Source organism: Microbispora bryophytorum (assembly GCF_006874465.1).
Classification (GTDB): domain Bacteria; phylum Actinomycetota; class Actinomycetes; order Streptosporangiales; family Streptosporangiaceae; genus Microbispora; species Microbispora bryophytorum.
This window is the reverse complement of sequence record NZ_VIRL01000020.1, coordinates 57,317-80,677: the sequence shown is the minus strand read 5'-3', so window position 1 is coordinate 80,677 and position 23,361 is coordinate 57,317. Positions and strand designations below refer to the sequence as shown.

The window sequence follows — 23,361 nt, the reverse complement described above, 5'->3', positions numbered from 1 at the left end:
GAGACGCAGTTGGACTCACCGCCCACCGAGACCAGCCTGGAGTGGGGGCACTCGGCGCTGCGGGTGGTTATCGCCATATCACCCGACGGTGTGGCGAGCATCCGCGAGCTGGGCACGGGCGATCCGGGGCCGAAGCCGCCCGCGCAGCCTCTCGTGGAGGTGCTGCTGGCCGGTCACGGACGGGCGCGGGCGTCCCACCGCTTCTCCGACACCGCGGTCGGCCGCCGTCTCACCTACGCAGGGGCCGAGCGGGTCCGCGACGGGCGGTGGCACGAGTTGCGGGTCACCCTGCGGGACGAGCAGACCGGCCTGGAGGTGCACGCGCACCTGCGCTCGGCCGAGGACGTGCCGGCCGTGCGGTCCTGGACGACGATCGTCAACCGCGGCGCCGCAGAGGTGGTCGTGCTGGGCGTGACCTCGTTCGCCGCCGCGTTCCCGTCCGGCTCGGTGGGCGGGCTGCAGGTCGTGCGCGCCGACAGCGAGTGGCTGGGCGAGAGCCGCTGGCGCCTGCGGCCGCTGCGCGAGGAGATGGCGGACCTCAACCTGCCGCTGCACGGCCAGGACGGCCGGGGCCGTCTCGCGGTCACCAGCACCGGCACCTGGTCGACGGGGCAGCACCTGCCCACGGCGGCCCTGCTCGACCCGGACTCCGGCCGGGCATGGCTGTGGCAGGTCGAGCACAACGGCCCGTGGCGGTGGGAGGTGGGCGAGCGCAGGGACGGCGCCTACGTCGCGCTGCTCGGCCCCACCGACATCGACCACCAGTGGCACGCCGTCCTCGCCCCCGGCGAATCGTTCACCGCGGTCCCGGCGTCCGTGGCGGTCTCCTCCTTCCGGCCGCACAGCACCCCCGGCGCGATGCACGGCGCCCCCGGTGGCTTGCACAGCGCCTCCGGTGCGATGCACAGCGCCTACGCTGCGTTACACAGTGCGGCGGCGGCACTGACCGCCCACCGCCGCGCCCTGGTGCGCCCCCATCCGGACCGGGCCCGCCTGCCCGTTGTGTTCAACGACTACATGAACACCCTCATGGGCGATCCGACGACCGCGAAGCTGGTCCCGCTGATCGACGCCGCCGCCGAGGCGGGCGCCGAGGTGTTCTGCATCGACGCCGGCTGGTACGACGACGACGGCGACTGGTGGGACAGCGTCGGCGAGTGGCAGCCGTCCCGGACGCGCTTCCCGCAGGGCATCGAGGAGGTCCTGTCCCACATCAGGAGGCGCGGCATGGTCCCGGGCCTGTGGCTGGAGCCCGAGGTGATCGGCGTGCGCAGCCCCATGGCCGGCAAGCTGCCCGCCGAGGCGTTCCTGCAGCGGGGCGGCACGAGGATCGTGGAGCACGGCCGCTACCACCTCGACCTGCGCCACCCCGCCGCCGTCGCCCATCTCGACGAGGTCGTCGACCGGCTCGTGGAACAGCTCGGCGTGGGCTACTTCAAGCTCGACTACAACATCGACCCCGGCGCGGGCACCGACGTGGACGCCGCGAGCCCGGGCGCGGGGCTGCTCGCCTGCAACCGGGCGCATCAGGCGTGGCTGGAGGCGGTCCTCGACCGTCATCCGGACCTGATCCTGGAGAACTGCGCCTCCGGCGCGATGCGCATGGACTACGCCCTGCTGTCGCGCATGCAACTCCAGTCGACCAGCGACCAGCAGGACCCCCTGCTTTATCCCCCGATCGCGGTGGCCGCTCCGCTGTCCGTCCTGCCGGAGCAGTCGGCGAGCTGGGCCTATCCCCAGCCCGGCATGGACGACGAGCGGGTCGCCTACAGCCTGTGCACCGGCATGCTGGGCCGCCTCTACCTGTCCGGCCACCTGCCCACCATGACCGGCGCGCAGCGCGAGGCGGTCAGGTCGGCCGTCGCCGCCTACCGGGACCTCCGCACCGACCTGGCCGCGGCCGTCCCCGTCTGGCCGCTGGGACTTCCGGGCTGGGCCGACCCCTGGCTCAGCCTCGGCCTGACCACGCCTGACCACACGTACGTGGGGGTCTGGTGCCGCGCGGACAAGCGGGCGACGGCCTCGCTGTCGCTCCCGCACCTCGCCGGACGACAGGTCGATGTCGAGGTCGTCTACCCCCGCCACCTGCCCGCCTGGGACGGGGAGTGGGATCAGGAGACGGGCCGGCTCATCCTCGGCAAGCCGGTGCCCGGCCCTTCCGCCCGGATCTTTCGCGTTTCGGCCGCCTCGCCATCCTCAGCCCATTCGTCCCTCCTGCTCTGAGTCCCGGACCTGCGGTCTTGGACCCCCACATGGTCTTCTCCGTCGCCCATCACATGATCGTCTCTGCCCTATCACCCCTCCAGCCATCGCTCCAGGGCGCTCATTCGTCCCGGCAACAGGAGAGGACACATGCACCGACAAAGGTCACTCCGGCGTACCCGCGAGACGGCCGCGACCGCGGCCGACGTCGTCGCGGTGGACTTCGCGCAGCGCACCGGGCCGGTCCACGGCGGCGCGACCGGCATGCTGTACGGCCTGTCCGACCCGGGGGTCCCGGGAGATCCCCTCGTCGCAGGCGCCCGGCCGCGTACGGTCGCCCAGAAGGCCCCGGACGGCGACCAGCACCCCAACGGCGACGCGCTCCGGATCGCGGACGGCTTCTTCGCGGCGGGCGGCGAGGAAATCGTCGTCTACATGCAGGACGTCTACAGCAATTGGCCCTACGAGAACCTCGGCATCGACGACTACCTCGCCAAGGTCGGCGCGATGGTGCGCAAGGTCGTCACGGAGCGTCCGCAGGACAAGCGCAAGTTCGTCTGGGTGCCGTTCAACGAGCCCGACTTCATCTGGTACGAGGACTGGTCCACGATGAAGCAGAAGTTCTTCGACGACTGGAAGGCGGTCGTCGAGCGCATCCGCTCCATCGACCCCGGCGCCCGCATCGTCGGCCCCAACGAGGCCGGCTACAACCCCGGCCGCCTGCGCGACTTCCTCACCTGGGCCAGGGACGCCACCTGCGGCGCGAGGAGTTACCTGCCGGACATCATGGCCTGGCATGAACTGTCGCGCGACAGCCTCGCCGCCTACCGGGACCACTACGAGAACTACCGGCAGATGGAGCGCGACCTCGGCGTCGGCCCGCTGCCGATCACCATCGACGAGTACGGCAACCGGCGCGACATGTCCGTCCCCGGCCAGATGGTCCAGTGGATCACCATGTTCGAGGACACCAAGGTGGACGCCGACATGGCGTTCTGGACCTACGCCGGCAACCTCTCCGACCACGCGGTGCGCACCCGTCAGGCCAACGGCGCATGGTGGCTGCTCAAGTGGTACGCGGATCTGACCGGGCAGACGGTGAGGGCGACCCCGCCGCAGCCGGGGGTCCCCGACACGGTCCAGGCCCTCGCGGCCGTCAATCCCTCCGTACGGCGGGGCACCGTGCTGGTCGGCGGCGGCGCCGCGCCGGTCCGGCTCGACGTCTCCGGGCTCGACCCCGCGATCTTCGGCAAGCAGGTCGACGTCGTCGTGTCCAGGACGACGTGGACCGGATACGAGGGCGACGCCCTGCAGCCGCCGGTCGTCGCGGCCACCCGGACCACCCTGCGCGACGGCACGCTGCGCGTGGACCTGCCGGGCGGCGACGTGATGGCCGCCTACCGGGTCGTGATCGTCCCCGCGAGCGGCGGCGCGCCCGCCGCCGGCGCGCCGTGGAGCGTCTCGGTGGAGGCCGAGTCGGCCACGCTCACCTCGGCCCAGGCGTACGACCAGAACACCACGGCCGACCCGCAGCTCTACGCGACCTCCGGCAAGCGGGACGTCGGCTCCATGAACAGGGCCGGCTCCGCCGTCACGTTCCCGGTCACCGTGCCGCGCGACGGTCGCTACCGCCTGGGCATCTTCCAGGGCGCGAACAAGGCACCCGGCAGGCACGCGCTGTTCGTGGACGGCGCGCTCGACCAGATCGTGCAGTATTCGGCCGGTCTCGGCTGGACCTACCGCGGCCGCACCGATGTGGAGGTCGAGCTGACCGCCGGCGTCCACGAGCTGTCCCTGCGCGCCGGCGCGGACGGGACGGCCCTGCTGCCCGGCAGCGACGTCACGCTGGACAAGTTCGACCTCACCGAGCTCACCGGCCCCGAGCGGGCGGCGTACCCGGCCGACGAGGCGCGGCTGTCCGGGGGCGCGGGCGTGACCCGCGAGGGCAGGGGGGCCGCCGTCACCCTCGGCGGCGCCGCCCGGGCCACGTTCTTCGCCGCCGTGAGCGAGGACGGCTACTACGACCTGACCTTCTCCTACGAGGCAGCCGAAGCCGGCAGCCTCGACGTCCGCGTCGACGGACGGCGGATCGCCGGTCTGCGCGCGGTTCGGCCCGGTGAGGGGGCCTCCCGTGCCCGCGTCCACCTCCCCGCCGGCGTCTCGGTGGTCGAGGTGGGCGGCCCGGCCGGCCTGCGGTTACGCGGGCTGACCACGGTCAGGGCCGAGGAGGCGGACGCGGCGGTCCACCGGATCGAGGCCGAGCATGCGCAGCGCGCCGGAACGGCGCGCGTGGTCGCCGTCCCCGCCACGAGCGGCTCGAACGCCTCCGGGGGCGCCTACGTCAGCGGCCTCGGCGACGGCGCGGCCAACACGCTCACCCTCATCCGGCCCGCCGGGTTCGGCCCCGGCGAGTACGTCCTCGTGGCGCACTACGCCAACGCCGACCGGAACACCGGTCACCCGTACAACACCGATGTCATCAGCCGGTTCCTCGACATCACCGAGACGGGCGGGGCCACGACGCGCGGCGTGTTCCGGCACTCCTACGCCTGGGACAACTTCTGGTCCCAGGCGACGCCGCTCACCCTGACGACCGCCTCCGGCGCGCTCGTCCTGGGCAACGCCACGGCGCAGGCCCCCAACCTCGACCGGTTGGAACTCGCGCGGCTCGTGCTGGAGGTCGACAACACGGCCAAGTGACCGGGAAGGCCCGCGGGACATCGGCAAGGGGGCACCGCCCCGGGCCTCGGTGGAGACCTCCCGTGGCTCACGTGGCCGGGGGCCGCAGGCCGAGCCACTGCTCGGCGTCCCAGGCCTGGAACCGCTCGACCTCGGTGAACCCCAGCTTTGCCGCGAGGCGCATCGAGCCGGCGTTGGCGCTCTGGGTGGTGAGCACCACCGGCTCGCCGGGAAGGGCACCGTCGAACCAGTCGAGTGCCGCCGCGCACGCCTCGGCGGCGTACCCCTGCCTCCAGGCCTTCGGCAGGAACAGGTAACCGAGATCGGCCTTCCCCACGGCGGCCGGGCGACGGTGCCCGGTCGCTCTCCTGAGCAGGATCTGGCCGATCATCGCCCCGTCGAGCTCGACGACGAAACTCCCGGGCCACCGCTCGGGCACTTCGGGCATCTCACGCTCGAGCTCGTCACGCGGCCGGGGACCGCCGAGGTAGGTGTGCACCTCCGGCGAGGCGAGCATCTCGATGAACGTCGCCCGGTCCCGCGCCTCGGGCTCACGGAGCACGAGCCGCTCGGTCAGGATCGGCTCAGGCGGCCAAGCCACATCTCCTAGATCTGACATGCGCGCAAGCTAACAACCCTGCAGGACGACGTTCAACGTGAACATGAACGGTGGCTCACCGGTCGGCCCGGCGATCGGGCCGGCGACCGGTCAGCCGATGCGGAGCGGAAGCGTGCGCGGCCCCCGCACCTGGCCGGGGGCCCAGGCCACCGTCGAGGGGTCGGCGAGGCCGAACACGGGAACCCGCTCCAGCCAGACCTCCAGGGCGACCCGGAGCTCCATGCGGGCAAGATGGGAACCGACGCAGCGGTGGATGCCCAGCCCGAACGCCGCGTGCCGGTTGATCTCCCGGTCGATCACCACTTCGCCGGGCCGGTCGAACTGCGCGGGATCGCGATTGGCGGCCGGGAACGACAGCAGGACCCAGTCGTCGGCCTTCATGTCGACGCCGCGCCAGTGCATGTCCTCCTTGACCAGCCGCGCCATCGTGACCGGCGCGTACGCCCGGAGTAACTCCTCCATCGCGGTCGGCAGCAGCTCCGGCTCGGCGACCAGGCGATCGCGGTCGGCCGGTGTCTTCGCCAGGTGCCACAGTGATGCGCCGATCGCGCTCCACGTCGTGTCGATCCCGGCGATCAGCAGCAGGGCCATCGTGCCGGCCACGTGTGAGGGATCGAGCTTGCGGCCGTACAGCTCCGCGTCGATGAGATAGGTGGTGAGGTCGTCGCGCGGGGCGGCGACGTGATCGCGGATCTGCTCCAGCAGGTAGTCGAACAGCTCCCCCATGTTCGCGACCCGCTGCTCCGGCGGCAGGTTGACGCCTTCGAGCGCGTGCTCGACGAACTCCCGGAACCTCGGCCCGTCCTCCGGCGGGAAGCCCAGCATGTCGGCGATGACCCGCATCGGGATGTGCTGCGCGTAGTCACGGGCGGCGTCGACGATCTCCGCGCCCTCGAAGCCGTCGATCAGCGAGTGGCAGAACGCCCGCGCCGCCTCCTCCCGCTTCGCCACCTCCTTCTTGGTGAACGCCGGGAGCAGCAGTTTGCGCGCGTCGTGGTGGAACGGCGGGTCGGAGGAGATCGGCGGCACGGCTCCCACCGGCGCGATGTCCCTGGGCGGCCGGTAGTTGCTCATGATGATCGCCCGGGAGGAGAAGTGCTCGGTGTCGTAGGCGATCGCCGCGACGTCCTCGTACCGCGTCGGCAGCCATCCGCCGCCGAACCTCTCGGTGTGCGCGATCGGGCAGCGCCCCCGCAGATCGTCCTGGATGGGGTACGGATCGGCGGCCCACTCGGGCTCCAGGTGGGAGAAGTCGGTGGCCCACTCGGAGACCGGGCCGGTGATGATCTCGTTGCGGGTGCCGAGGGGCTCTTCCTGACCCTCGCGGAAGTCGCGGACGAAGCGATCGTCGACGGTCATGTCATGCCTCCTCGACGAGAACGATCGCCTTCTCCGGGCAGTTGGAGGCCGCGACCCGCGCCGCGCGCTCGCCGCCCTCCGGCACGAGGCCGTCGCCGGCGACCCGGCCATAGCCCTCGTCGTCCTCGGTGAACAGGTCGGGCGACAGGTCGTAGCAACGGCCGTGTCCCTGACAGCGCTCGGGATCGATCTGCACTTTCACTGGTGCTCCCCTTTACTCAGTGGCGTCCGCGGGGCGGGGTCGGTCGGGGCGATGGCGGCGACGAGGCGGGTGAGCAGCGCGCTCCACTCCTCGTCGCCGACCGCGTGCAGGTCCGGCGTGAGGAGTGCGCTGCCCATCGTGAGCAGGAGGCAGAGGTGGGCGACGGCGACGGGCGAGAGCGCCGGATCGATCTCGCCGGTGTCCTGGGCGGTGCGGACGAGCCCGGCGAGCCAGCCGGCCCGCTCGCCCACGTAGTCGTGCATCGGACGGGCCGCATCCTCGTCGCGGCGGGCCGCGATCAGCGCCTCGACGATCAGGGAGCCGCGGGCGTCGGGACGGCGAGGGAGGCGGCGGCCCACGGCGACCAGTAGCTCGGCGACCGGCCGGTCGGGATCGGCGGCCAGCAGGTCGGCCAGCAGTCGCGGCCCGTGGGCGCGCAGTGCGGCCACGATCAGCTCGGCCTTCGAGTCGAAGTGCGCGTACAGGGCGCCGTTGCTCACCCCGGCCGCCGCGGCGATGTCGGCCACGCGTGCGCCGTCGTACCCGCGCCGGGCGAACACGTCGACGGCCGCGCGCAGTAGCCGCTCCCGCGTCTCGGCGGCGGTGACACCCGCGATCCGGCCCACTACGGAATTAAATGGTCGTTCATTTGATCGCGTCAAGACCGCGCCTGCCCGATGGGCTCCGGCGAATCGGCGGCGATTAGGGTGCGGCTGTGGCGTTCCTGGCATGGCGAACCACCCGCCGCCACCTCGCGATGAGCTGTCGTCGATCTGCTGACAGTCCGGTTCCGTCCGGGGCCCCAGAGTCAACTCGGTGACGTCGGACGCCGACCGCTGCGTCAAAGATGACCGCCGATGTGACAAGCATGGGATAAAAGACGCAAACTGACAGGATGTGGAACAAACCGGGCGTGCGCGGTGACTGGTTCGTGGACGCGGCGCTGGCCGCGGCTGTCATCGCGTTCACGATCCCCACCACACTCATCGGCTACAGCTTCTCCATCTGGGGCGGCGCGCCGGACGAGCTCGAGATCGCGACAGGGGTGATCACCGCGGCGGCCATGCTGGTGCGGCGCCGCACCCCGTGGCCCGCCATCGTCGCCTCGGCCGTGTGCGCCTGCGTCACCGGGCAGGTCGTGCCGATGATCCTCGCCGTCTTCTCGATGACCGCCGAGCATCGGGTGCGCCAGTGGCAGTACGTCGCCCTGGCCATGACTGCGGTCTACTTCACGGTCGACTACCGCAACCCTCACTCCGACCACTCGATCTACTTGAACGTCGTCCGCGCGCTGACCCTCATCTACCTGCCCGCGGTGGTCGGCACCTGGGTGCACGCCTACCGGCGGCTCATCCGTGACCTGCGTATCGGCGTGCGCGAACGCGAGGAGATCGCCGCCTCCGAGGAGCGCCGCAAGATCGCCAGGGAGATGCACGACACCGTCACCCACGCGGTCACCGCCATGGTGCTCAACGCGGGCATGGTCCGTGACGCCGCCGAGCCGGGCGAGATCCGGGAGCTGACGGCGGTCATCGAGGACAAGGGCGTGCAGGCGCTCGGCGAACTGCGGCACCTGCTCACCGTGCTCCGGCACGAGGAAGGCGACCTCGCCGAGGGCATCGAAGCGATCGCCCGGCTGGTCGGCGAGGCGCAGGCGAGCGGGCTCAAGGTCGATCTCCGCCTCGACGTTCCCCAGGGGGCGCTGCCCCGGCAGATCTCGCACGCGTGTTACCGCCTGGTGCAGGAGGGGCTCAGCAACGTGCACAAGCACGCACCGGACTCCCTCGTGCACGTCACCTGCGAGGTCAGCGGCGATCAGGTGGCCGTCTCCGTGGTCGACACGCCGGACCGCGCCGACCCCGGCGGGAAGACGATCAGGGCCGCGCCCTCCCTCGGCGGCGGGTACGGCCTGGCCGGCATCAGAGAGCGCGTCTCCCTCGCACAGGGCCGGTTCTTCTCCGGCCCGACCCCCGACGGCGGCTTCGTACTCAGCGCCTGGCTTCCCCTCCGATTCCCGCACGCCTAGACCTGTTTGTTTTCTCCCCACCCGGCGGGGTACGCCACCCACATCGATACAGCGCGGCACGGAGGCCCGGAGCGCATCGGCGCCGGGCCACCGTCGCGGAAAGCGGGTGCTGCGGGTCGCTTCGCACGCGCCTACCGTAACGATCGCCTTTGAGAGTAGCCATGAAAGCCGTGGTCTACGTAGGGCCTCGACAGGTCAGAGTCACCACCGTTCCGGACGCACGGATCGAACGGCACACCGACGTGCTCGTCCGCGTCACCACCTCGAACATCTGCGGGTCCGACCTGCACATGTACGAGGGCCGAACCAGTTTCGCGCCGGGCCGGGTCCTCGGTCACGAGAACCTCGGCGAGGTCGTGGAGATCGGGAGCGCCGTCGACCGGGTCAAGGTCGGCGACATGGTGTGCCTGCCGTTCAACATCTCGTGCGGCTTCTGCGCCAACTGCGAGAAGGGCCTGACAGCATTCTGCCTGACCACCAATCCCGATCCGTGCCTGGCCGGCGCCGCGTACGGCTATGCCGACATGGGCCCGTACAACGGCGGCCAGGCCGAGCTGCTGCGGGTGCCGTACGGGGACTTCAACTGCCTCGTCCTGCCGGAGGACGCGCGGGACAAGCAGACCGACTACGTCATGCTGGCCGACGTCTGGCCCACCGGCTGGCACGCGACCATGCTCGCCTGCGTGCAGCCGGGCGACACCGTCGCGATCTACGGCGCGGGCCCGGTCGGCCTTATGGCCGCGTACTCCGCCCTGCTCAGGAACGCGAGCTGCGTGATGGTCATCGACCACCATCAGGACCGGCTGACCAAGGCGGAGGAGATCGGCGCGATTCCGATCGACGACTCCCGCTCCTCCCCTGTCGAGCAGATCCTGGAGCTCACGCAGGGGATCGGCGCCGACCGGGGCTGCGAGTGCGTGGGCTTCCAGGCGCACGACTCGGAGGGCTCGGAGCGTCCCAACATGACGCTGAACGCGCTGGTCAAGTCGGTGAAGTTCACCGGGAACATCGCCGTCGTCGGCCTGTTCCTCCCTCGCGACCCGACCGGCCGGAACGACCTGTACAAGCGGGGAGAAATGGCCATCGACTACGGGACCTTCTGGTACAAGGGCCAGACGATGAGTACCGGCCAGTGCAACGTCAAGAACTACAACCGGCAGCTGTGCGCCCTCATCCACGAGGGCGGCGCCCGGCCGTCCTGGATCGTCTCGCACGAGCTGGACCTCGACGACGCGCCCGAGGCGTACGCGCACTTCGACGCGCGGGAGAAGGGCTGGACCAAGGTGGTCCTGCACCCGGGCAAGGCCGGCTGACCGCGCAGCGGCCCCCGTCCTGATCGGCATGGGCCGGTCCGGTGATCGGCGGAAGCGCGCAGACCATACTCTTGGGGCAGACCATACTCTTGGGGAGGAAAGCCGCGCCGCCGAGGCGCCCGGCGCGACCAGGAAGGGACAGGCGTGCTCACCGTCTGTGTGGCCCCGGAGGACCCGCCACTGATCGTCGAATCGGTCCGCGCCGCCGGTGGTGAGGTGGTCGGCGATCCCCGCCGGGCGGAGGCGCTGGTCTGGACCGACTCGCGGCCGGAGGGCGTGCGCGACTACCTGACGCCGAGCGTGCGCTGGGTTCAGCTGCCCTCCGCGGGCATCGAACGGTGGACCCGGGAGGGGCTCGTCGACTCCACGCGCGTGTGGTGCTCGGCCGCAGGTGCCTACGCCCCGCAGGTCGCCGAGCACGCCCTCGCCCTGCTGCTGGCCGGGGTGCACCGGCTGCCCGCCGCCGCCCGGAGCCGTACGTGGCAGCGTGACCAGCCCGGCACGCTGCGCGCGAGCACGGTGGCCGTCGTCGGCGCGGGCGGGATCGGCAGGGCGGTCATCCCCGCGCTGCGCGCCCTCGGCGCGGACGTCCTCGCGGTCAACCGCTCGGGCGAGCCCGTGGAGGGCGCGATCGCGACCGTGCCGTTCGAGGACCTGGCCGCCGTCTGGCCACGGGCCGATCACGTCATCCTGGCCGCGCCCGCCACCCCCGAGACCTACCGGATGGTCGGGCGGGACGAACTGCGCGCCCTGGGCCCGAAGGCGTGGCTGGTCAACGTGGCCCGGGGTGAGCTGGTCGACACCGACGCACTGCTCGCCGCGCTGCGCGCCGGCGAGGTCGGCGGCGCCGCCCTCGACGTCACCGACCCGGAGCCGCTGCCGGACGGGCACGGCCTGTGGGCCGAGCCGAATGTGCTCATCACCTCGCACAGCGCCAACCCGCAGGCCCGCCTCACCGAGAGCCTCGCCGAGCGCGTGCGCGAGAACGTCGCCCGCTACCTTCGGGGGGAGCCGCTCCTGGGCCGGATCGATCCGGCGCGGGGCTACTGACGCGGGGCTACTGACGCGGCCGTCGTGCCGATGAGGCTGACGGGGGCCGCGGCATCCGGCACCGCGGGCGATCGCCCTCTATCTGGTTCTGTCGGCCCTGGTCGCCGAGATCACCGTCCGATGCTGCACTACGCCACCGACAACATCTGACCCCTGGCGCTGGTCTCGGCGGTGCTGACGTCGTCTCTCCTGGTCGCGGTCCCCGCGGCGGCCGCCTCGGCAACCGGTGCCGCGATGGCCCTGGCGGAGTCCGCGGCTTCCATGGCGGCTCGGAGTTGCCTCAAGGCTTCGGATAGCCACCGACGTGGGCACTCCCGGATGACATGCGTGGTCGGCTCGGACTCCTTTGAGTAGTTCCTCTGAACGTTCGGCCGACGCGGACCAGTCCGCACCATCTGGCGCCGGAACTTGGGCGGATATGGCGGGAAATCGACACTGGTGAAATCTGCGCGGCACATGCCCCAAGCGCCCAGATGCCTACAAGGCCGGGGCAACTTCGCGCAGCGACATGGCTCGGGGCCGAGGGAACCACCCGACTTGGTCGAGTTATCCCGTCGTCTGTGCCAGCATAAGAATTGATGGCTGATCTGCTGATCACCGTAGAAGACATCTTCCAGCGCAGATATGGACGCTACCTTCTCGCTGACGCCGATGGTCCGACCATCGACACGGAGGATGCGCGGCTCTTGGGCGGCGAATTATGCTCCACCACTCAGAACCTGATGGTTATCGAGTCGATCGTCGGGCGCGACGACGTGATGGAACTGATGAGGGGCAGGTTCGTCTTCGAGGTTTGGACTGCTGAGCCACCGCCCACGCCGAGCGATGTCTGGGATAAGCAGATCGTCGTTCATCTTCGGACGACATCGGGAGTCGTCCATCTCGAGGACGATGACGAAATGGCGAGTCCGCTTCAGGTCGACTTGGGCGCGCGTGCCATGCACTGGCGGGTCAGGTTGTCGGCTCGCGAGGTCGAATTGAATCCCGAGGATGTCGAGTACTTCGAGTTGGGGGCCGAAGAGTACGAGGCCGAAGTCTTTCTCCTGCAGTTTTGGCCTGACCGTCACTAAGAGCCTGCTGACGAAGGATTTGGTCGCTGAGGCCGGAACACAGGGGATGCCCTGGTCGAGCTCTTCGAGCGATACGCCTGCGGACAGGAGCGGGCTCCTGATAGCTGAGGTGTTGTCTACGCAACTCGGCAACCAGGAGCCCGTGGTTGTCTGTTTACACGCCCGAGTCCGTGAGCGCCAGTGGTTGCCCCTCACCGGGGTGCCGATGTCATGACCGGATGCCGTCATATCCGCCGGATCTGACCGATGCCGAGTGGGCGCTGCTCGAAGGCGAGGCACGGGTGGTCATGGCCGAGATGGTCCAGGCCGCTGGCAGGCCGATGGTGCATGACCTGCGCGCGACACTCGACGCGGTCAACTACGTGACCAGGTACGGAATCGAATGGCGGGCCCTGCCGGTGGACTTCCCGCCACACGAGGCGGTCTACGCCTTCTTCCTGCGATGGTCCCGGCGTGGTCTGCCCGAACGGCTCGCCGGACGGTTACGCGGCCGGCTGCGCATCCTGGCCGGACACGGCGAGCTGCCCACGGCCGGGTGCATCGATTCTCAGACGGTCAAGGCGGCCGAGATCGTCGGCGCGGCAGCCTGCGGGTACGACGCAGGCAAGAAGATCAAGGGGCAGAAGCGGCATATCGCGGTCGACACGCTCGGGCTGCTGTTGTGCGTGATCGTCACCGCCGCGTCGGTCCAAGACCGTGACGGCGCCCACCCGCTGCTGGCCCGGCTGCGGGAGAAGTTCTCCACCATTGCGCTGGTCTGGGCGGATGGCGGCTACGCCGGGCGCCTGCTCACCTGGGCGCGCGACGTGCTCCGCCTGACCGTCACGATCGTCAAGCGCTCCGACGACGTCCGCGGCTTCGTCGTGCTGCCGCGCAGGTGGGTGGCAGAACGAACCTTCGCCTGGCTGACCCGCTACCGCCGGCTGGTGCGGATCTACGAACGCAGGCCCGAGCACCACGAAGCCCTGATCTGGTGGGCCACGGTGCACCAGATGACCCGCCGCCTGACCCGCGAACTGGCAGGCCAGCCACCCCGGGCCGCTGGGCCGACCCGCCGCCGCTTCCGGACCTGTCAAGCCCCGACCGGCGTGGCAAGGTCCTGGAACTTCTGGCCGGCCAGCCCTGGCGGGCCTGGAAAGGGACCGAGCTGGCTGCCATCCTCGGAATCGAGAACGTCAACAGCTCCGCGTCCAGCTGTCCCAGTGGTCCCACCAGGGCTACATCAACAAGATCGGGCCAGCCCTCTACGGTCCCATGCCCACGAGCGCTTAACCCTTCGTCAGCCGGCTCGGCGTCCTGGAGCTACGGCTGACCACCGCTCAGCTGATCAGCGGATACGTCGGTGAGGTGGCAGGACCTAGATACGGGTGAGCCGGGAGAGCCGCTATGCTCCCGTGGCCCCATCGATGCGCTCTCGGATCAGGTCGGCGTGCCCGGTGTGCTGCGCGTACTCCTCCAGGAGGTGGATGTAGATCCAGCGGAGGCTGACCTTGCCGGTCGGCGCCCGGGGGTCGTCGGCCAGCTCCTCGAGGTCGATGTCCGCAACCGCGGCATCGCAGGCAGCCGTCTCCGCGAGGAAGGCGGCGTAGTCGGCCTCGGCGTCGGCGTCGGCCACCAGGTCGAAGTCGCCGTCTTCGTACTCCTCCGTGATGTGCAGCTCGGGCAAGTTTTCGTGCAGGAACTTCTCCCGGAACCACCAGCGCTCGACTTCCGTCATGTGTCGCAGGAGGCCGAGCAGCGTCAGGTTGGACGGCTCCACGGAGGCGGTCTTCAGTTGCTCGGAGGTGAGGCCGGCGCATTTGCGCAGCAGGAACAGCCGGCGGAGCTTCAACCAGTTATCCAGCATCTCGCGTTCGCCACAGGCCATGTCCGTCCGAGGTCCCCGCTCTACGTCGGGTGCTGTCCACGTCATGTCATCATCATGACGACCGCCGCAACCGATTTTGCGGGGTACGCGCGTACCTTGCCCGCCGCCGGGCGTATCGCTCGAAGATGGGGCTCGACCAGGGCATCCCTGTCCCGGCCTCAGCGACCAAATCCTTTGTCAGCAGGCTCTAAGAACGGAGAGGCTTGGGCGGCTGGGGGATGGCGGCCCGCCGATCCGTGCTCATCGCGCTCAACTACGTCGACGTGCGCTTCGTGTCAGCGCGTGGCCGATCTCGCCTAAGTGTGGGAGATGGGCGGGCAGAGGGGATCCGGCCAGCGCAAACAGCACCAGGGGCACGCAGGCGCTGAGCGCGGTCAGGACTGTGGCGGCCAGCAGCGCCCGCAGCCCGTCCAGCAGGCGGATCCTCGTCATTGCAGTTCTCCCTCCACGCCGGGAACCGGCGGGCAGCGCGACCCCGGGGGTGCCGCCCGTGCCGTCATCAGCGCGGTGATCGCGGCGGGCAGCAGCAGGCCGAGCTTGGTGGCGAAGAAGCGTTCGACCGGCCGCCCGAGCAGGGCCAGTCGCGGTGCGGGCACGGTGAGGCGGCTGAGCCGCTGGGCCAGGTCGCCACTGGTGTCGGGTGGGACGTAGCGATCAGGGCGCCGGCCAGCAGGAACAGATTCATCCAAGCCCTGCACAGTGCGGTAGCGCTTGACCAGCTCGGCCCGCCATTCGGCCGCGGGATCGACGGGGGCGTTCCGGGACACTCGCCGGTGGCGTCTATCGTTCCCGCATGAAGATCTGTTCCATCGCCGCTCCGGCCACGGCCCAGGAGGCGGAGGCGATCCAGGACGCCCTGCGGCCCCGGCTGGACCTGACCGGCCCGGGTCCCCGTGACCCCGCCCTGGTCGCGGGGGTGGACGTGGCCTACGCCGACGACCTGCTGGCCGCCGCGGTCGTGGTGCTCGACGGGACGAGTCTGGACGTGGTCGAGCAGGTGACGGTGCCGGGACGGCCCGCCTTCGGCTACGTGCCCGGCCTGCTCGCCTTCCGCGAACTGCCCAGCCTCGTCGACGCGCTGGAGCGGCTCACTGTCACACCCGACCTGATCGTCTGCGACGGGTACGGCCTGGCGCATCCGCGGCGGTTCGGCCTCGCCTGCCATCTCGGGGTGCTCACCGGCCTGCCCACGATCGGCGTCGGCAAGACGGCCTTCGTCGGCTCCTTCGAGTCGCCCGGCCGGGAGCGCGGCTCATGGAGCGAGCTGCTCCTGGACGGACAGGTGGTCGGCCGGGTGCTGCGCACCCGGGACGGGGTCAAACCGGTCTTCGTCTCCGTCGGCCACCGCGTCGACCTGGAGACCGCCTGCCACGACGTGCTTACCCTGACCCCACGTCACCGGCTTCCCGAGACGACGCGCGCCGCCGACCGCCTGTCCCGCTCGGCGCTCAAGGCCGCCCTGGCCGCCTCCACCTGACCGTCACCTCACGCCGGCCGACCCAAGCGGAGAAGGTGGAGAAGGTGCGGCCATTCGAGGTGCGCCCGCGCGCGGTGGCGGCGAGGTGCCCCCGGCCGTGATCAGGAGGCGTCTTCGGCGAGGTGGCGTTCCACGGTGGCGACCTTGGCGTCGAGCCTGCCCTGCCCGGCGCGGGCGTCGGCCTTGAGCACCAGGCTGACGCGGGAGCAGCGGGCCTCAACGGCGGCGACCGCGTCCTTGACGACGCCGAGCACCTCGTCCCACGTCTCCCCCTCGACGGTGGTGAACATGGCGTCGGTGCGGTTGGGCAGTCCGGACGCGCGGACCACGCGCACCGCCTCCGCCACCATCTCGCCGACATCCTCACCGGCGCCGATCGGCGTGACGCTGAACGCGACGAGAACCGACATGTGACCTCCTCGAAGATCGCATTCCTCGGGCCACGCTAACACCCGCCGCCGGGCGGCAGCGGGTGCGGGTGGTTCACGCGCGGGTGGCCCGGTCACCCGTCCCGTGGCGGGCGGCCGCACGGGCGTGCGCGCCGGTGAGGAGGGCACGCACCCGTGCGGCGGTGGCGTCGCCGGGGTTGAGCACGCAGATCCACGACTGGGCGGCATACACGGGGTGCGGCAGGATGCGGTCCGGCACGCGGTAGTCCAGCGCCTCGTGGTGGTCGGCGTGCGCGGCCGGCGGATACCCGAGCAGTTCCTCGAACGCGGCACGGCCGACCCCGATGTTGACCCGGAAGACGCCGGGGCGGTTCAGGTCGGAGGCGGTGTCAAACCCCTCGTAGTCCTTCACGACGATCGTGGCGAAGGGCATCTTCCGGTTGGCCGGTTCGCCGTCGGGATCGCAGTAGAAGAAGGTGTCTCCCCATGCCGCCTGCGGGGCGCCGTTGTCCTGCGCGGCGGTGAAGGCGACGACACCCGGCAGGCCGGTCACGAATTCGATGACGTCGTTCTCGGTCACACGAGGTCCCTTTCTCGTCCGATTTCCTCCTTCAAGCTTCTCATTCAAGTCCTATGTGAGACTTTTGCCGCAACTCCCGCTGGAGGTCCCTTGCCAACTCTCAACTCGCGGATGCGAACGCATGCGCTCGGCCTCAGCCCCGGGGAGGCCGCACCACCGCGACGGGGCAGTGCGCGTGGTGCAGGACCCCACGGCTCACCGAGCCGAGCACCGCCGCGCCGACGGCGCCGCGCCCTCGTGATCCCACGACGAGCAGGTCGGCCTTCTCCCCCGCCTCGACCAGCGCGGCGACCGGATGCGTGCAGACGGCCTGCATCTCTGCGGTGACGTCGGGATACCGGTCGCGGTGGGTCCGCAGTGCGCCCGCCACGTAGTCCTCCTGTGCCTTGCGCACCTCGTCGAGGTCATAGCTGATCTCGGGCGCGAAGGGGTGCACCGGAAGCTGCCAGGCGTACACGGCGAGCAGGCGGCAGTCGCGCAGCCGCGCTTCCTCGAACGCGTAGGTCAGGGCGGCTCCGGCCTCGTCGGAGCCGTCGATCCCGACGACGACCAGCCCGTGGAGCGCAGACACCCCGGCCCGCACCACGACGACGGGGACGTCGACCTGCCCGGCGACGTGCATGCCCACCGACCCGAGCAGCATGCCGGCGAACCCGCCGTGTCCCCTGCTGCCGATCACGATCTCCGCTGCGTTCCCGGCGCTCTGCCGCAGCACCCGGGACGGGTCGCCCTCGATCATGGTGGTGGTCACCCGGACCGCCGGATGGTTCTCCCGTACGGCCTGCTCGGCCTCCTCCAGGATCCGCCGGCCGGCCCGATCGAGCTGGTCCTCGATCGGGACCGGATAGCGCGCGATCTCGTACGGCAGGCGGTCCACCGCGTGGACGATCCGCAGCGGCAGGCCCTTGCGTGCCGCGTCGCCCGCGGCCCATTCCACCGCGGCGGCCGCGGCGCGCGATCCGTCGGTGCCCACGATGACGGGTTGGGTCATGGCTCCTCCTTCTGCTCCTGCCTCCTATCCGACCGCCTCCACCTCGTCCGGGGCAGGGCCGCTGGTCCCTGCCCCGGGGGACCTTCCGCCTCCCAGTGCAGACATTTCAGGGCAGGGTCCCAGAGCAGAGGTCCCAGGCAGAGATCGTGCGGAGGTGCTCACGCGGAGCGGCCGGCTCGCGTGGCGCCGAGGCGCGCGAGCCGGCCGGAGGTCGGGAGCAGGGTGGAGGGCAGAGGCGGGTCTGAGGACAGAAGCGGGTTGGAGGGTCAGGAGCAGGCGAACCCACTCGCCCCCGGCGAGGAGGAACCGGACCCCTGGAAGCCGAAGCTCGCCGACGCGCCGGGCGCGAGGCTCGTCGCCCACGAGGGCGCCTTGGCCGTCCAGCGGGTGCCGCTGGAGGTCACGGTCGCGGACCAGCCGCTGACGAGGCCCACTCCGGACGGCATGTCCCAGGTGACCGTCCAGTTCGGCCAGGCCGCCGTGCCGGTGTTCTTGACCGTGACGTTCGCCGTGAACCCGCCCTGCCACGAGCTGGCCACCTGGTAGGTCACCTGGCAGGTCCCGGGCTTCGCCGACGGCGAAGCGCTGGGGCTGGGCGACGCGGACGGGGACGGGGACGGAGACACAGACGGAGACGCAGACGGGGACGCCGACGGGGATGCGGACGGAGACGGGGATGCGGACGGGGACGCCGAGGGCGAAGCGGACGGCGACGGCGACGGCGAGCCGCTGGGCGTCGTCGTGGTGTAGCTCGCCTCGGTGTAGTCCGCGCCGCACTGCGACCCGCAGGAGGCGGGCAGGGCGAAGCTGTAGACCCGGCCGCCGTTCACCAGCGCGTCGGACACGTCGCGCACCCGGATCTGGAACCGCGTCGCGCCCTGCGTGACCCCGCCGATGATGTACGACTGGCCCATGTCGGAGTTCGTCTGGGCCTGCTTCCAGGCGCCGTCGGCGTAGTACTCCACCCCATGAATGCCGTTGGGCAGGTGGGAGACCGCGATCGCGGGCCACCATGCCTGCGCGCCCTTCATGAACCCGATCCTGATGTCGCCGCTGTAGCCGGGCGCCGGGACGAACGACCAGGTCATGTGGCGGTTGTTCCAGTGGTTCGGGTACATGTCCCCGACCGGCGTCCCGTTCTTGGCGAACCTGTTGAGCGACGGCTTCGACAGGTCCAGGTGATACGGGTCGTCGCGGCACCAGCCGTTGGAGTCGCCGCAACTGTCGGCGACGAGCATCGTGAGCGTGGCGCCGTTGTAGGCGTCGGAGACCCACGAGCCGTTGCGGCAGAACGCCTGGCCGGGCGCGCCGTCGTTGACGCCGGTGCAGTAGTCGGAGACGGTCACCTTCACGTACCGGCCGCAGTTGAGGCCGTTGTTCCACAGCCCGGCCTTGGACGCGTTCGCGCCGGTCAGCGGCCGGGGGTAGAAGGAGTAGTCGCCGGGCGTGTCGTACACGTTGAGCGCGACGAAGTCCTGCGAATCCAGCTCCGACTGCGGCATGCCACAGCCGCCGTACGGTGAGCCGAGCCCGTCGAAGTAGGTCGCGCTGCCGGTCACCGGTGCGGGCGGGTCGTCGACCGCGCCTGCCGGTGTCGCGGCGGGCCAGACGGTGAGCAGCACCGCGGCGGCGGCGGACGCCCAGATGCGGCGTCGGACGGAGTTTGCGCGGCCGGTCATCGGGCTCCCCTGCGGTCACGGTCATGCTCGGAACGCCGAGATCGTGGCTGCGGGGCGGTGAGGCGGTCAAGGCGTCCTGGCGGACGATCACGGTGAGCTGGGAATCCTTCGGTGAATGCCTGTAACTTTCATCACCATGCCAAACCAGAGACGGGCGTAAGCCGACTTTCAGAGCACAGGACACGAAAACACTCATCGACCGGGGAGCGGCCACCGGATTCGTCCCGCAGAGCTCCGGCCTCCAGGGGAGGTGGAGCGGACTTTCCCCCCTTGGCAGGGCATAGGGGCCGAGCCCCGGCGGCGGCGCTCAGCGCGACTCGTGCAGCCGCGCCAGGTCGCTCTCCATCTTGGCGATGAGCCGCTGGTACCCCTCCCAGCCGTACAACCGGAACAACTCGGATTTCATACGGAGCGTCTCCTCCTGCACCGCCTCTGGACCCTGGCGGCGTATGGCGTCGAGCGCGAGCCGCGCCCGCCGCTCTCGGTCGGTGGTCCCGGCGAGATCCTCGCGTCTCATCTCAGGAGTAGGCATGGGGCTCTGCCCTCCGGGTCTGGACGAACGGTGTCTACACCTGACGCGCCTCGATGGCCTTAGGTTGACCGCCGCCAGAAAAACTTCACAACGAGCATGTACCGGCGGGTAGGTGTGACCGGTCCCCCCGATGCGTCAGGGCGCCTGGCCGCCCGGGACGTCGACCGCGATCTCTCCGCCCAGCCGGCGCCCCTCGCCGAGGACGAGGTTGTCGCCGCTCCAGAACCTTCCGGGGTCGTACCAGTTCGGGCGGCGACCGGCGGGCAGCAGGCCCATCGCCTCGTACGTCACCGCGACAACCTCGGCGCAATACGCCGTCTCCAGCGCGCCGTCCCGAACGCCGTCCCGAACGCCGTCCAGCACGCTGTCTCGAACGCCGTCCTGTGTGCCGTCCCGTGCTTCGCGTCGGAGCGAGGGCAGCCGCCCGCGCAGCCAGCGCCCGGCCAGTCGGGCCGTGGACGGGAACGGCGTGCCGTCCAGCCGCGCGATCGTCCGTAGGACGGCGTCCTCCATCTCCCTGCCGGCGGACGGCTCCAACTGCCGCAGCCAGGCGCGCTGGCCGTACCTGGCCGCCCAGACGCAGACCGCGTCACGCATGTCGTGCAACTGGACGCCGCGCTGATGCGTGCCCGACCACATGTCGGGCAGCGACCGGCCCAGTTCGGCGTGCCACATGAGCGGCGGCAGGTCCTCGATGACGACGGCCATGCCGACATGGTTCACCGGGCTGTTGGTGGTGACCTGGATGGCGCGGTCCGGCACCGTACGTCCGCGGAACACCCAGACGTCGCCAGTACGGGCTAGTTCGAGCGCTTTGTCGAGACTTATCCGCGTGTGAGGCACAGCAGTAGCCTAGGCACATGCGCTGGTGGAAGATACTCGGTCTGGCGGCCTTCGCGGGTGTGGCGGCGACCGGTGTGGTGATCGCCCGGGCCGAGCGCCGGCGGCGTGCGTACACACCCGAGGAGATCCGGGAGCGCCTGCGGATCCGGCACGCCGAGGCCGTCGCCGGAGCCGACACCGGGGCCGTCACCGGGGCCGACACCAAAACGGAGCCACCCGGGGCCGCCGATCAGCCACCGCGATAGGCGTCGACACCGAGCTTGACCGCGACCGCGAGGCCGCACAGGGCCGCGGCGAGGCGCAGAGTCTGGCCGGGCAGGCGGCGCGCGACCGCCGGGCCGATCCAGCCGCCCACCAGGAACCCCGCGGCCAGCGGGCCCACCGCCGCCCAGTCGACCGGACCGAAGACGGCGAACCCGACGGCGGCGACGGCGTTGGCGAGCGCCGAGATGACGTTCTTGACCGCGTTCACGCGCGCGGCGGGCCGGTCGAGCGCCGCCGCGAGCACGGCGAACATGATGATCCCGCCGGCGGCGCCGAAGTAGCCCGTGTAGACGGCGACGCAGAAGACCCCCAGGCGCAGCCGCAGGCCGCTTTCCCCGCCGAGGCCCACCTGGCCGGGGCGTGGCGGGCGCAGCAACAGCAGCAGCGAGGCGCCCGCGACCAGCAAGGGGGCGACCATCTCGAACATCCGCGACGGCGTGACCAGGAGCAGCCCGGCGCCGGCCGCGCCGCCCAGCGCGGCGGCGAAGCCGAGACGGCCGATGAGACGTCCCTGGTCTGCCAGTTCGGGCCGCGACCCGGCCGCCGCTCCCACGCCGGTGAACAGCAGCGCGACGGTGTTGGTGACGTTCGCCGCCAGCGGCGGCAGGCCGAGGGCCAGCAGCGCGGGGTACGACACGATCGAGGCCAGGCTCACAACCGTGCTGACCACCCCGGCGACCAGGCCGATCCCGGCCAGTCCCAGCACGTCCACAAGCACAAGGGCACCCAACCACACGGGTTCCGGACGGCCGTGCCCGGCCTCCTTCCCCGGCGCCCGGCTTCCCCCGGCCGGTAGATCAGGACGCGGGAAAGCGCAGCACCCAGCGACGCTGCCAGGGCGTCTCCACGGCCCGCGGATGATATTCGGCGCGGGTCCAGGCGACGGCGCGGTCGGCGGGCAGGCCCGACAGGACGGCCAGGCACGCGATCACGGTGCCGGTGCGCCCGACTCCCCCGCCGCAGGCGACCTCGACCCGGCGGCCCGCACGCGCGTGCGCGTACAGCGCCCGGATGCGGCCGATCGCGTGCTCCTCGTCGCGGGGCAGGAGGAAGTCGGGCCACTCGATCCACTCGTGCGGCCAGGTGAGGCCGTGGTCGTGCTTGTGCCTGAGCCGCCGGCCGCCCAGGTAGAGGCCGTGGTCGGGCAGGACGCCCGGCGGCATGGGACGTCTCAGGCCGCGGCCCCGCACCAGGGTGCCGTCGGGAAGCCGGATGGCACCAGGAAGATCATCGATGGCCATGCCTCATCCTGCCTCCTGGAGTGCCGCCCGGGCAGCCGCTTTTCCGACTCACCCGGACGCGAGGTCGAACTCGTCCCGCAGGATGGAGAACAGGAGCTGGTCGTGCCAGCGCCCGCCTCGCCACTGTGCACGCCGGACCACGCCTTCGAGCCGGAACCCGATCTTCTCCAGGCACCGTGTCTCGGCAATGTTCTCCGGGTCGGTGGTCGCCTGGACGCGTTCCACCCGCGTGTGCGTGAACAGGTAACGGACGAGTTCCCGCTGGGCCCGGGTCCCGATTCCCCTGCCCCGCCAGTCCGGCAGCAGGCCGGCGGCGATCTCCCAGCACAGCGACGTGTCACGGCGGCCCCAGCGCCGCTCCAGCCACTCGACGCGCCCCGCGAGTTCGCCGTCCACGGTGACGGCGAGCATGTTGTCGGCTCCGGCCAGGAGCCCGCGGGTGCGCAGCACCTCCCGCAGCGCGATGGTCGGGGTGAATCCGAACCACTGGTACGGAGTCGCGCCGCTCTCGCTCTGGAAGGCCGAGTCGAAGGCGTCCAGGTCGGCTTCGGTGACGGGTCGAAGTGCCAGGTGATCGGGCATTCCTGTCGCTCTTCCTCACGGTCGTCGGTCCGCTCCGGGCGGTGGGCGCAGTAGCCGATCAAGGACTCGTCGGCCACGCAGGAGCCATCCTCCTGCGTAAATGCGCTGATCAGACCGGCCTGACCAGCGAACTCGGGGCGGTGTTCGCCCGGCTGGGAGCCTGTCCACTGTGGGACCGGGGTGTGGTGCTGGTCCAGCTCGCGGTGGCGATCGTGCTCGGGGCCGGAGCATGCGGCAGGCAGAGTTGCCGCCGATCCGGCTACACGACCTGCGCCACGGCGCGGCAAGTGCGGCGCGGGCCTGGTAGGCGCGCAGGTGCGGCACCCCCGTCGGCGCAGGCATTCGGCTTGCTTGCGTCCAGTACCCGGCGTAGGTGACGGCGTAGCTGGTGACCAC

General features: G+C 70.9%; 25 protein-coding genes and 1 pseudogene. 9 read left to right on the top strand and 17 right to left on the bottom strand.

Annotation, left to right across the window (positions count from 1 at the left end; all coding sequences use genetic code 11):
- The first annotated feature begins 9 nt into the window (after window positions 1-9).
- Together FLX07_RS29055 and FLX07_RS29050 are read left to right on the top strand one after the other, a co-directional pair.
- Complete coding sequence (locus tag FLX07_RS29055; protein WP_167748429.1) at window positions 10-2,223, top strand: alpha-galactosidase; 2,214 nt, start codon at window positions 10-12, stop codon at window positions 2,221-2,223.
- A 129-nt stretch (window positions 2,224-2,352) separates the two neighbouring features.
- Complete coding sequence (locus FLX07_RS29050; protein ID WP_142574873.1) at window positions 2,353-4,902, top strand: CBM35 domain-containing protein; 2,550 nt, start codon at window positions 2,353-2,355, stop codon at window positions 4,900-4,902.
- A 67-nt stretch (window positions 4,903-4,969) separates the two neighbouring features.
- Here FLX07_RS29050 and FLX07_RS29045 read toward each other — a convergent pair whose 3' ends face one another.
- The 4 genes from FLX07_RS29045 to FLX07_RS29030 all read right to left on the bottom strand — a co-directional run bounded on the left by FLX07_RS29045 (window position 4,970) and on the right by FLX07_RS29030 (window position 7,687).
- Complete coding sequence (locus tag FLX07_RS29045; protein ID WP_229689569.1) at window positions 4,970-5,482, bottom strand: GNAT family N-acetyltransferase; 513 nt, start codon at window positions 5,480-5,482, stop codon at window positions 4,970-4,972.
- A gap of 108 nt (window positions 5,483-5,590) precedes the next feature.
- A complete protein-coding gene (locus FLX07_RS29040) occupies window positions 5,591-6,859 on the bottom strand; it encodes a cytochrome P450 (RefSeq protein ID WP_142574871.1) in 1,269 nt (422 codons plus the stop codon).
- Window position 6,860: 1 nt separating this feature from the next.
- Window positions 6,861-7,061: a ferredoxin gene (locus FLX07_RS29035; RefSeq protein WP_142574870.1), complete on the bottom strand. Its 201-nt coding sequence runs from the start codon at window positions 7,059-7,061 to the stop codon at window positions 6,861-6,863.
- Window positions 7,058-7,687 (bottom strand): TetR/AcrR family transcriptional regulator, encoded by a 630-nt coding sequence (locus FLX07_RS29030; protein WP_142574869.1) that lies wholly within the window; start codon window positions 7,685-7,687, stop codon window positions 7,058-7,060. The genes FLX07_RS29035 and FLX07_RS29030 overlap by 4 nt, the downstream gene beginning before the upstream one ends.
- 269 nt (window positions 7,688-7,956) lie before the next feature.
- On the opposite strand from FLX07_RS29030, the gene FLX07_RS29025 reads away from it, so the two are divergent.
- The 3 genes from FLX07_RS29025 to FLX07_RS29015 all read left to right on the top strand — a co-directional run bounded on the left by FLX07_RS29025 (window position 7,957) and on the right by FLX07_RS29015 (window position 11,450).
- Window positions 7,957-9,087 (top strand): sensor histidine kinase, encoded by a 1,131-nt coding sequence (locus FLX07_RS29025; protein ID WP_142574868.1) that lies wholly within the window; start codon window positions 7,957-7,959, stop codon window positions 9,085-9,087.
- 161 nt (window positions 9,088-9,248) lie between these two features.
- On the top strand, window positions 9,249-10,400 hold the full coding sequence (locus FLX07_RS29020; RefSeq protein WP_142574867.1) for a glutathione-independent formaldehyde dehydrogenase: 1,152 nt from the start codon (window positions 9,249-9,251) through the stop codon (window positions 10,398-10,400).
- A gap of 144 nt (window positions 10,401-10,544) precedes the next feature.
- Window positions 10,545-11,450, top strand: a complete 906-nt coding sequence (locus FLX07_RS29015; RefSeq protein WP_142574866.1) for a D-isomer specific 2-hydroxyacid dehydrogenase family protein — start codon at window positions 10,545-10,547, stop codon at window positions 11,448-11,450.
- A 128-nt stretch (window positions 11,451-11,578) separates the two neighbouring features.
- Here FLX07_RS29015 and FLX07_RS38580 read toward each other — a convergent pair whose 3' ends face one another.
- Window positions 11,579-11,713, bottom strand: a complete 135-nt coding sequence (locus FLX07_RS38580; RefSeq protein ID WP_263407696.1) for a hypothetical protein — start codon at window positions 11,711-11,713, stop codon at window positions 11,579-11,581.
- Window positions 11,714-12,028: 315 nt separating this feature from the next.
- On the opposite strand from FLX07_RS38580, the gene FLX07_RS29010 reads away from it, so the two are divergent.
- Window positions 12,029-12,520, top strand: a complete 492-nt coding sequence (locus tag FLX07_RS29010) for a hypothetical protein (RefSeq protein WP_142574865.1) — start codon at window positions 12,029-12,031, stop codon at window positions 12,518-12,520.
- Window positions 12,521-12,738: 218 nt separating this feature from the next.
- Window positions 12,739-13,533, top strand: a pseudogene (locus tag FLX07_RS29005) (IS5 family transposase); the annotation flags it as partial.
- Window positions 13,534-13,904: 371 nt separating this feature from the next.
- Here the strand turns inward: FLX07_RS29005 and FLX07_RS29000 are convergent.
- The 3 genes from FLX07_RS29000 to FLX07_RS28990 form a co-directional block, all read right to left on the bottom strand.
- Window positions 13,905-14,432 carry a DinB family protein gene (locus FLX07_RS29000; protein ID WP_142574864.1) on the bottom strand — a complete coding sequence of 176 codons (528 nt, stop codon included), beginning with the start codon at window positions 14,430-14,432 and terminating at the stop codon, window positions 13,905-13,907.
- A gap of 204 nt (window positions 14,433-14,636) precedes the next feature.
- Window positions 14,637-14,819, bottom strand: a complete 183-nt coding sequence (locus tag FLX07_RS28995; protein WP_142574863.1) for a hypothetical protein — start codon at window positions 14,817-14,819, stop codon at window positions 14,637-14,639.
- Complete coding sequence (locus FLX07_RS28990) at window positions 14,816-15,154, bottom strand: hypothetical protein (RefSeq protein ID WP_142574862.1); 339 nt, start codon at window positions 15,152-15,154, stop codon at window positions 14,816-14,818. The genes FLX07_RS28995 and FLX07_RS28990 overlap by 4 nt, the downstream gene beginning before the upstream one ends.
- A 26-nt stretch (window positions 15,155-15,180) precedes the next feature.
- On the opposite strand from FLX07_RS28990, the gene FLX07_RS28985 reads away from it, so the two are divergent.
- Entirely contained in the window at window positions 15,181-15,864 is a 684-nt protein-coding gene (locus tag FLX07_RS28985; RefSeq protein ID WP_142574861.1) for an endonuclease V, read from the top strand.
- 101 nt (window positions 15,865-15,965) lie between these two features.
- Here FLX07_RS28985 and FLX07_RS28980 read toward each other — a convergent pair whose 3' ends face one another.
- The 6 genes from FLX07_RS28980 to FLX07_RS28955 form a co-directional block, all read right to left on the bottom strand.
- The gene (locus FLX07_RS28980) at window positions 15,966-16,274 is read right to left on the bottom strand and encodes an MTH1187 family thiamine-binding protein (protein ID WP_142574860.1); all 309 of its coding nucleotides are present in this window, start codon (window positions 16,272-16,274) and stop codon (window positions 15,966-15,968) included.
- A 73-nt stretch (window positions 16,275-16,347) separates the two neighbouring features.
- The gene (locus FLX07_RS28975; protein ID WP_142574859.1) at window positions 16,348-16,833 is read right to left on the bottom strand and encodes a DUF6194 family protein; all 486 of its coding nucleotides are present in this window, start codon (window positions 16,831-16,833) and stop codon (window positions 16,348-16,350) included.
- A 133-nt stretch (window positions 16,834-16,966) separates the two neighbouring features.
- Window positions 16,967-17,824 (bottom strand): universal stress protein, encoded by an 858-nt coding sequence (locus FLX07_RS28970; RefSeq protein WP_142574858.1) that lies wholly within the window; start codon window positions 17,822-17,824, stop codon window positions 16,967-16,969.
- Between the two features lie 266 nt (window positions 17,825-18,090).
- A complete protein-coding gene (locus FLX07_RS28965) occupies window positions 18,091-19,503 on the bottom strand; it encodes a cellulose binding domain-containing protein (RefSeq protein ID WP_142574857.1) in 1,413 nt (470 codons plus the stop codon).
- Between the two features lie 307 nt (window positions 19,504-19,810).
- Complete coding sequence (locus tag FLX07_RS28960; RefSeq protein WP_142574856.1) at window positions 19,811-20,020, bottom strand: hypothetical protein; 210 nt, start codon at window positions 20,018-20,020, stop codon at window positions 19,811-19,813.
- 150 nt (window positions 20,021-20,170) lie between these two features.
- On the bottom strand, window positions 20,171-20,863 hold the full coding sequence (locus tag FLX07_RS28955) for a hypothetical protein (RefSeq protein ID WP_208762446.1): 693 nt from the start codon (window positions 20,861-20,863) through the stop codon (window positions 20,171-20,173).
- A gap of 32 nt (window positions 20,864-20,895) precedes the next feature.
- On the opposite strand from FLX07_RS28955, the gene FLX07_RS28950 reads away from it, so the two are divergent.
- Window positions 20,896-21,123, top strand: a complete 228-nt coding sequence (locus tag FLX07_RS28950) for a hypothetical protein (protein ID WP_142574854.1) — start codon at window positions 20,896-20,898, stop codon at window positions 21,121-21,123.
- Here the strand turns inward: FLX07_RS28950 and FLX07_RS28945 are convergent.
- The 3 genes from FLX07_RS28945 to FLX07_RS28935 all read right to left on the bottom strand — a co-directional run bounded on the left by FLX07_RS28945 (window position 21,108) and on the right by FLX07_RS28935 (window position 22,965).
- On the bottom strand, window positions 21,108-21,854 hold the full coding sequence (locus FLX07_RS28945) for a sulfite exporter TauE/SafE family protein (RefSeq protein ID WP_229689568.1): 747 nt from the start codon (window positions 21,852-21,854) through the stop codon (window positions 21,108-21,110). The two genes, FLX07_RS28950 and FLX07_RS28945, sit on opposite strands and share 16 nt — an antisense overlap.
- An 85-nt stretch (window positions 21,855-21,939) precedes the next feature.
- Entirely contained in the window at window positions 21,940-22,383 is a 444-nt protein-coding gene (locus tag FLX07_RS28940; protein WP_142574853.1) for a protein-tyrosine phosphatase family protein, read from the bottom strand.
- A 48-nt stretch (window positions 22,384-22,431) separates the two neighbouring features.
- A complete protein-coding gene (locus tag FLX07_RS28935; protein ID WP_142574852.1) occupies window positions 22,432-22,965 on the bottom strand; it encodes a GNAT family N-acetyltransferase in 534 nt (177 codons plus the stop codon).
- Window positions 22,966-23,361: the final 396 nt, after the last annotated feature.

Coding starts and splice junctions, on each gene's coding strand:
- FLX07_RS29050 (WP_142574873.1), top strand. CDS start 2,353: ATGCACCGACAAAGGTCACTCCGGCGTACCCGCGAGACGGCCGCGACC.
- FLX07_RS29040 (WP_142574871.1), bottom strand. CDS start 6,859: ATGACCGTCGACGATCGCTTCGTCCGCGACTTCCGCGAGGGTCAGGAA.
- FLX07_RS29025 (WP_142574868.1), top strand. CDS start 7,957: ATGTGGAACAAACCGGGCGTGCGCGGTGACTGGTTCGTGGACGCGGCG.
- FLX07_RS29020 (WP_142574867.1), top strand. CDS start 9,249: ATGAAAGCCGTGGTCTACGTAGGGCCTCGACAGGTCAGAGTCACCACC.
- FLX07_RS38580 (WP_263407696.1), bottom strand. CDS start 11,713: ATGGAAGCCGCGGACTCCGCCAGGGCCATCGCGGCACCGGTTGCCGAG.
- FLX07_RS29010 (WP_142574865.1), top strand. CDS start 12,029: ATGGCTGATCTGCTGATCACCGTAGAAGACATCTTCCAGCGCAGATAT.
- FLX07_RS29000 (WP_142574864.1), bottom strand. CDS start 14,432: ATGACGTGGACAGCACCCGACGTAGAGCGGGGACCTCGGACGGACATG.
- FLX07_RS28995 (WP_142574863.1), bottom strand. CDS start 14,819: ATGACGAGGATCCGCCTGCTGGACGGGCTGCGGGCGCTGCTGGCCGCC.
- FLX07_RS28985 (WP_142574861.1), top strand. CDS start 15,181: ATGAAGATCTGTTCCATCGCCGCTCCGGCCACGGCCCAGGAGGCGGAG.
- FLX07_RS28980 (WP_142574860.1), bottom strand. CDS start 16,274: ATGTCGGTTCTCGTCGCGTTCAGCGTCACGCCGATCGGCGCCGGTGAG.
- FLX07_RS28970 (WP_142574858.1), bottom strand. CDS start 17,824: ATGACCCAACCCGTCATCGTGGGCACCGACGGATCGCGCGCCGCGGCC.
- FLX07_RS28965 (WP_142574857.1), bottom strand. CDS start 19,503: ATGACCGGCCGCGCAAACTCCGTCCGACGCCGCATCTGGGCGTCCGCC.
- FLX07_RS28960 (WP_142574856.1), bottom strand. CDS start 20,020: ATGAGACGCGAGGATCTCGCCGGGACCACCGACCGAGAGCGGCGGGCG.
- FLX07_RS28950 (WP_142574854.1), top strand. CDS start 20,896: ATGCGCTGGTGGAAGATACTCGGTCTGGCGGCCTTCGCGGGTGTGGCG.
- FLX07_RS28940 (WP_142574853.1), bottom strand. CDS start 22,383: ATGGCCATCGATGATCTTCCTGGTGCCATCCGGCTTCCCGACGGCACC.
- FLX07_RS28935 (WP_142574852.1), bottom strand. CDS start 22,965: ATGCCCGATCACCTGGCACTTCGACCCGTCACCGAAGCCGACCTGGAC.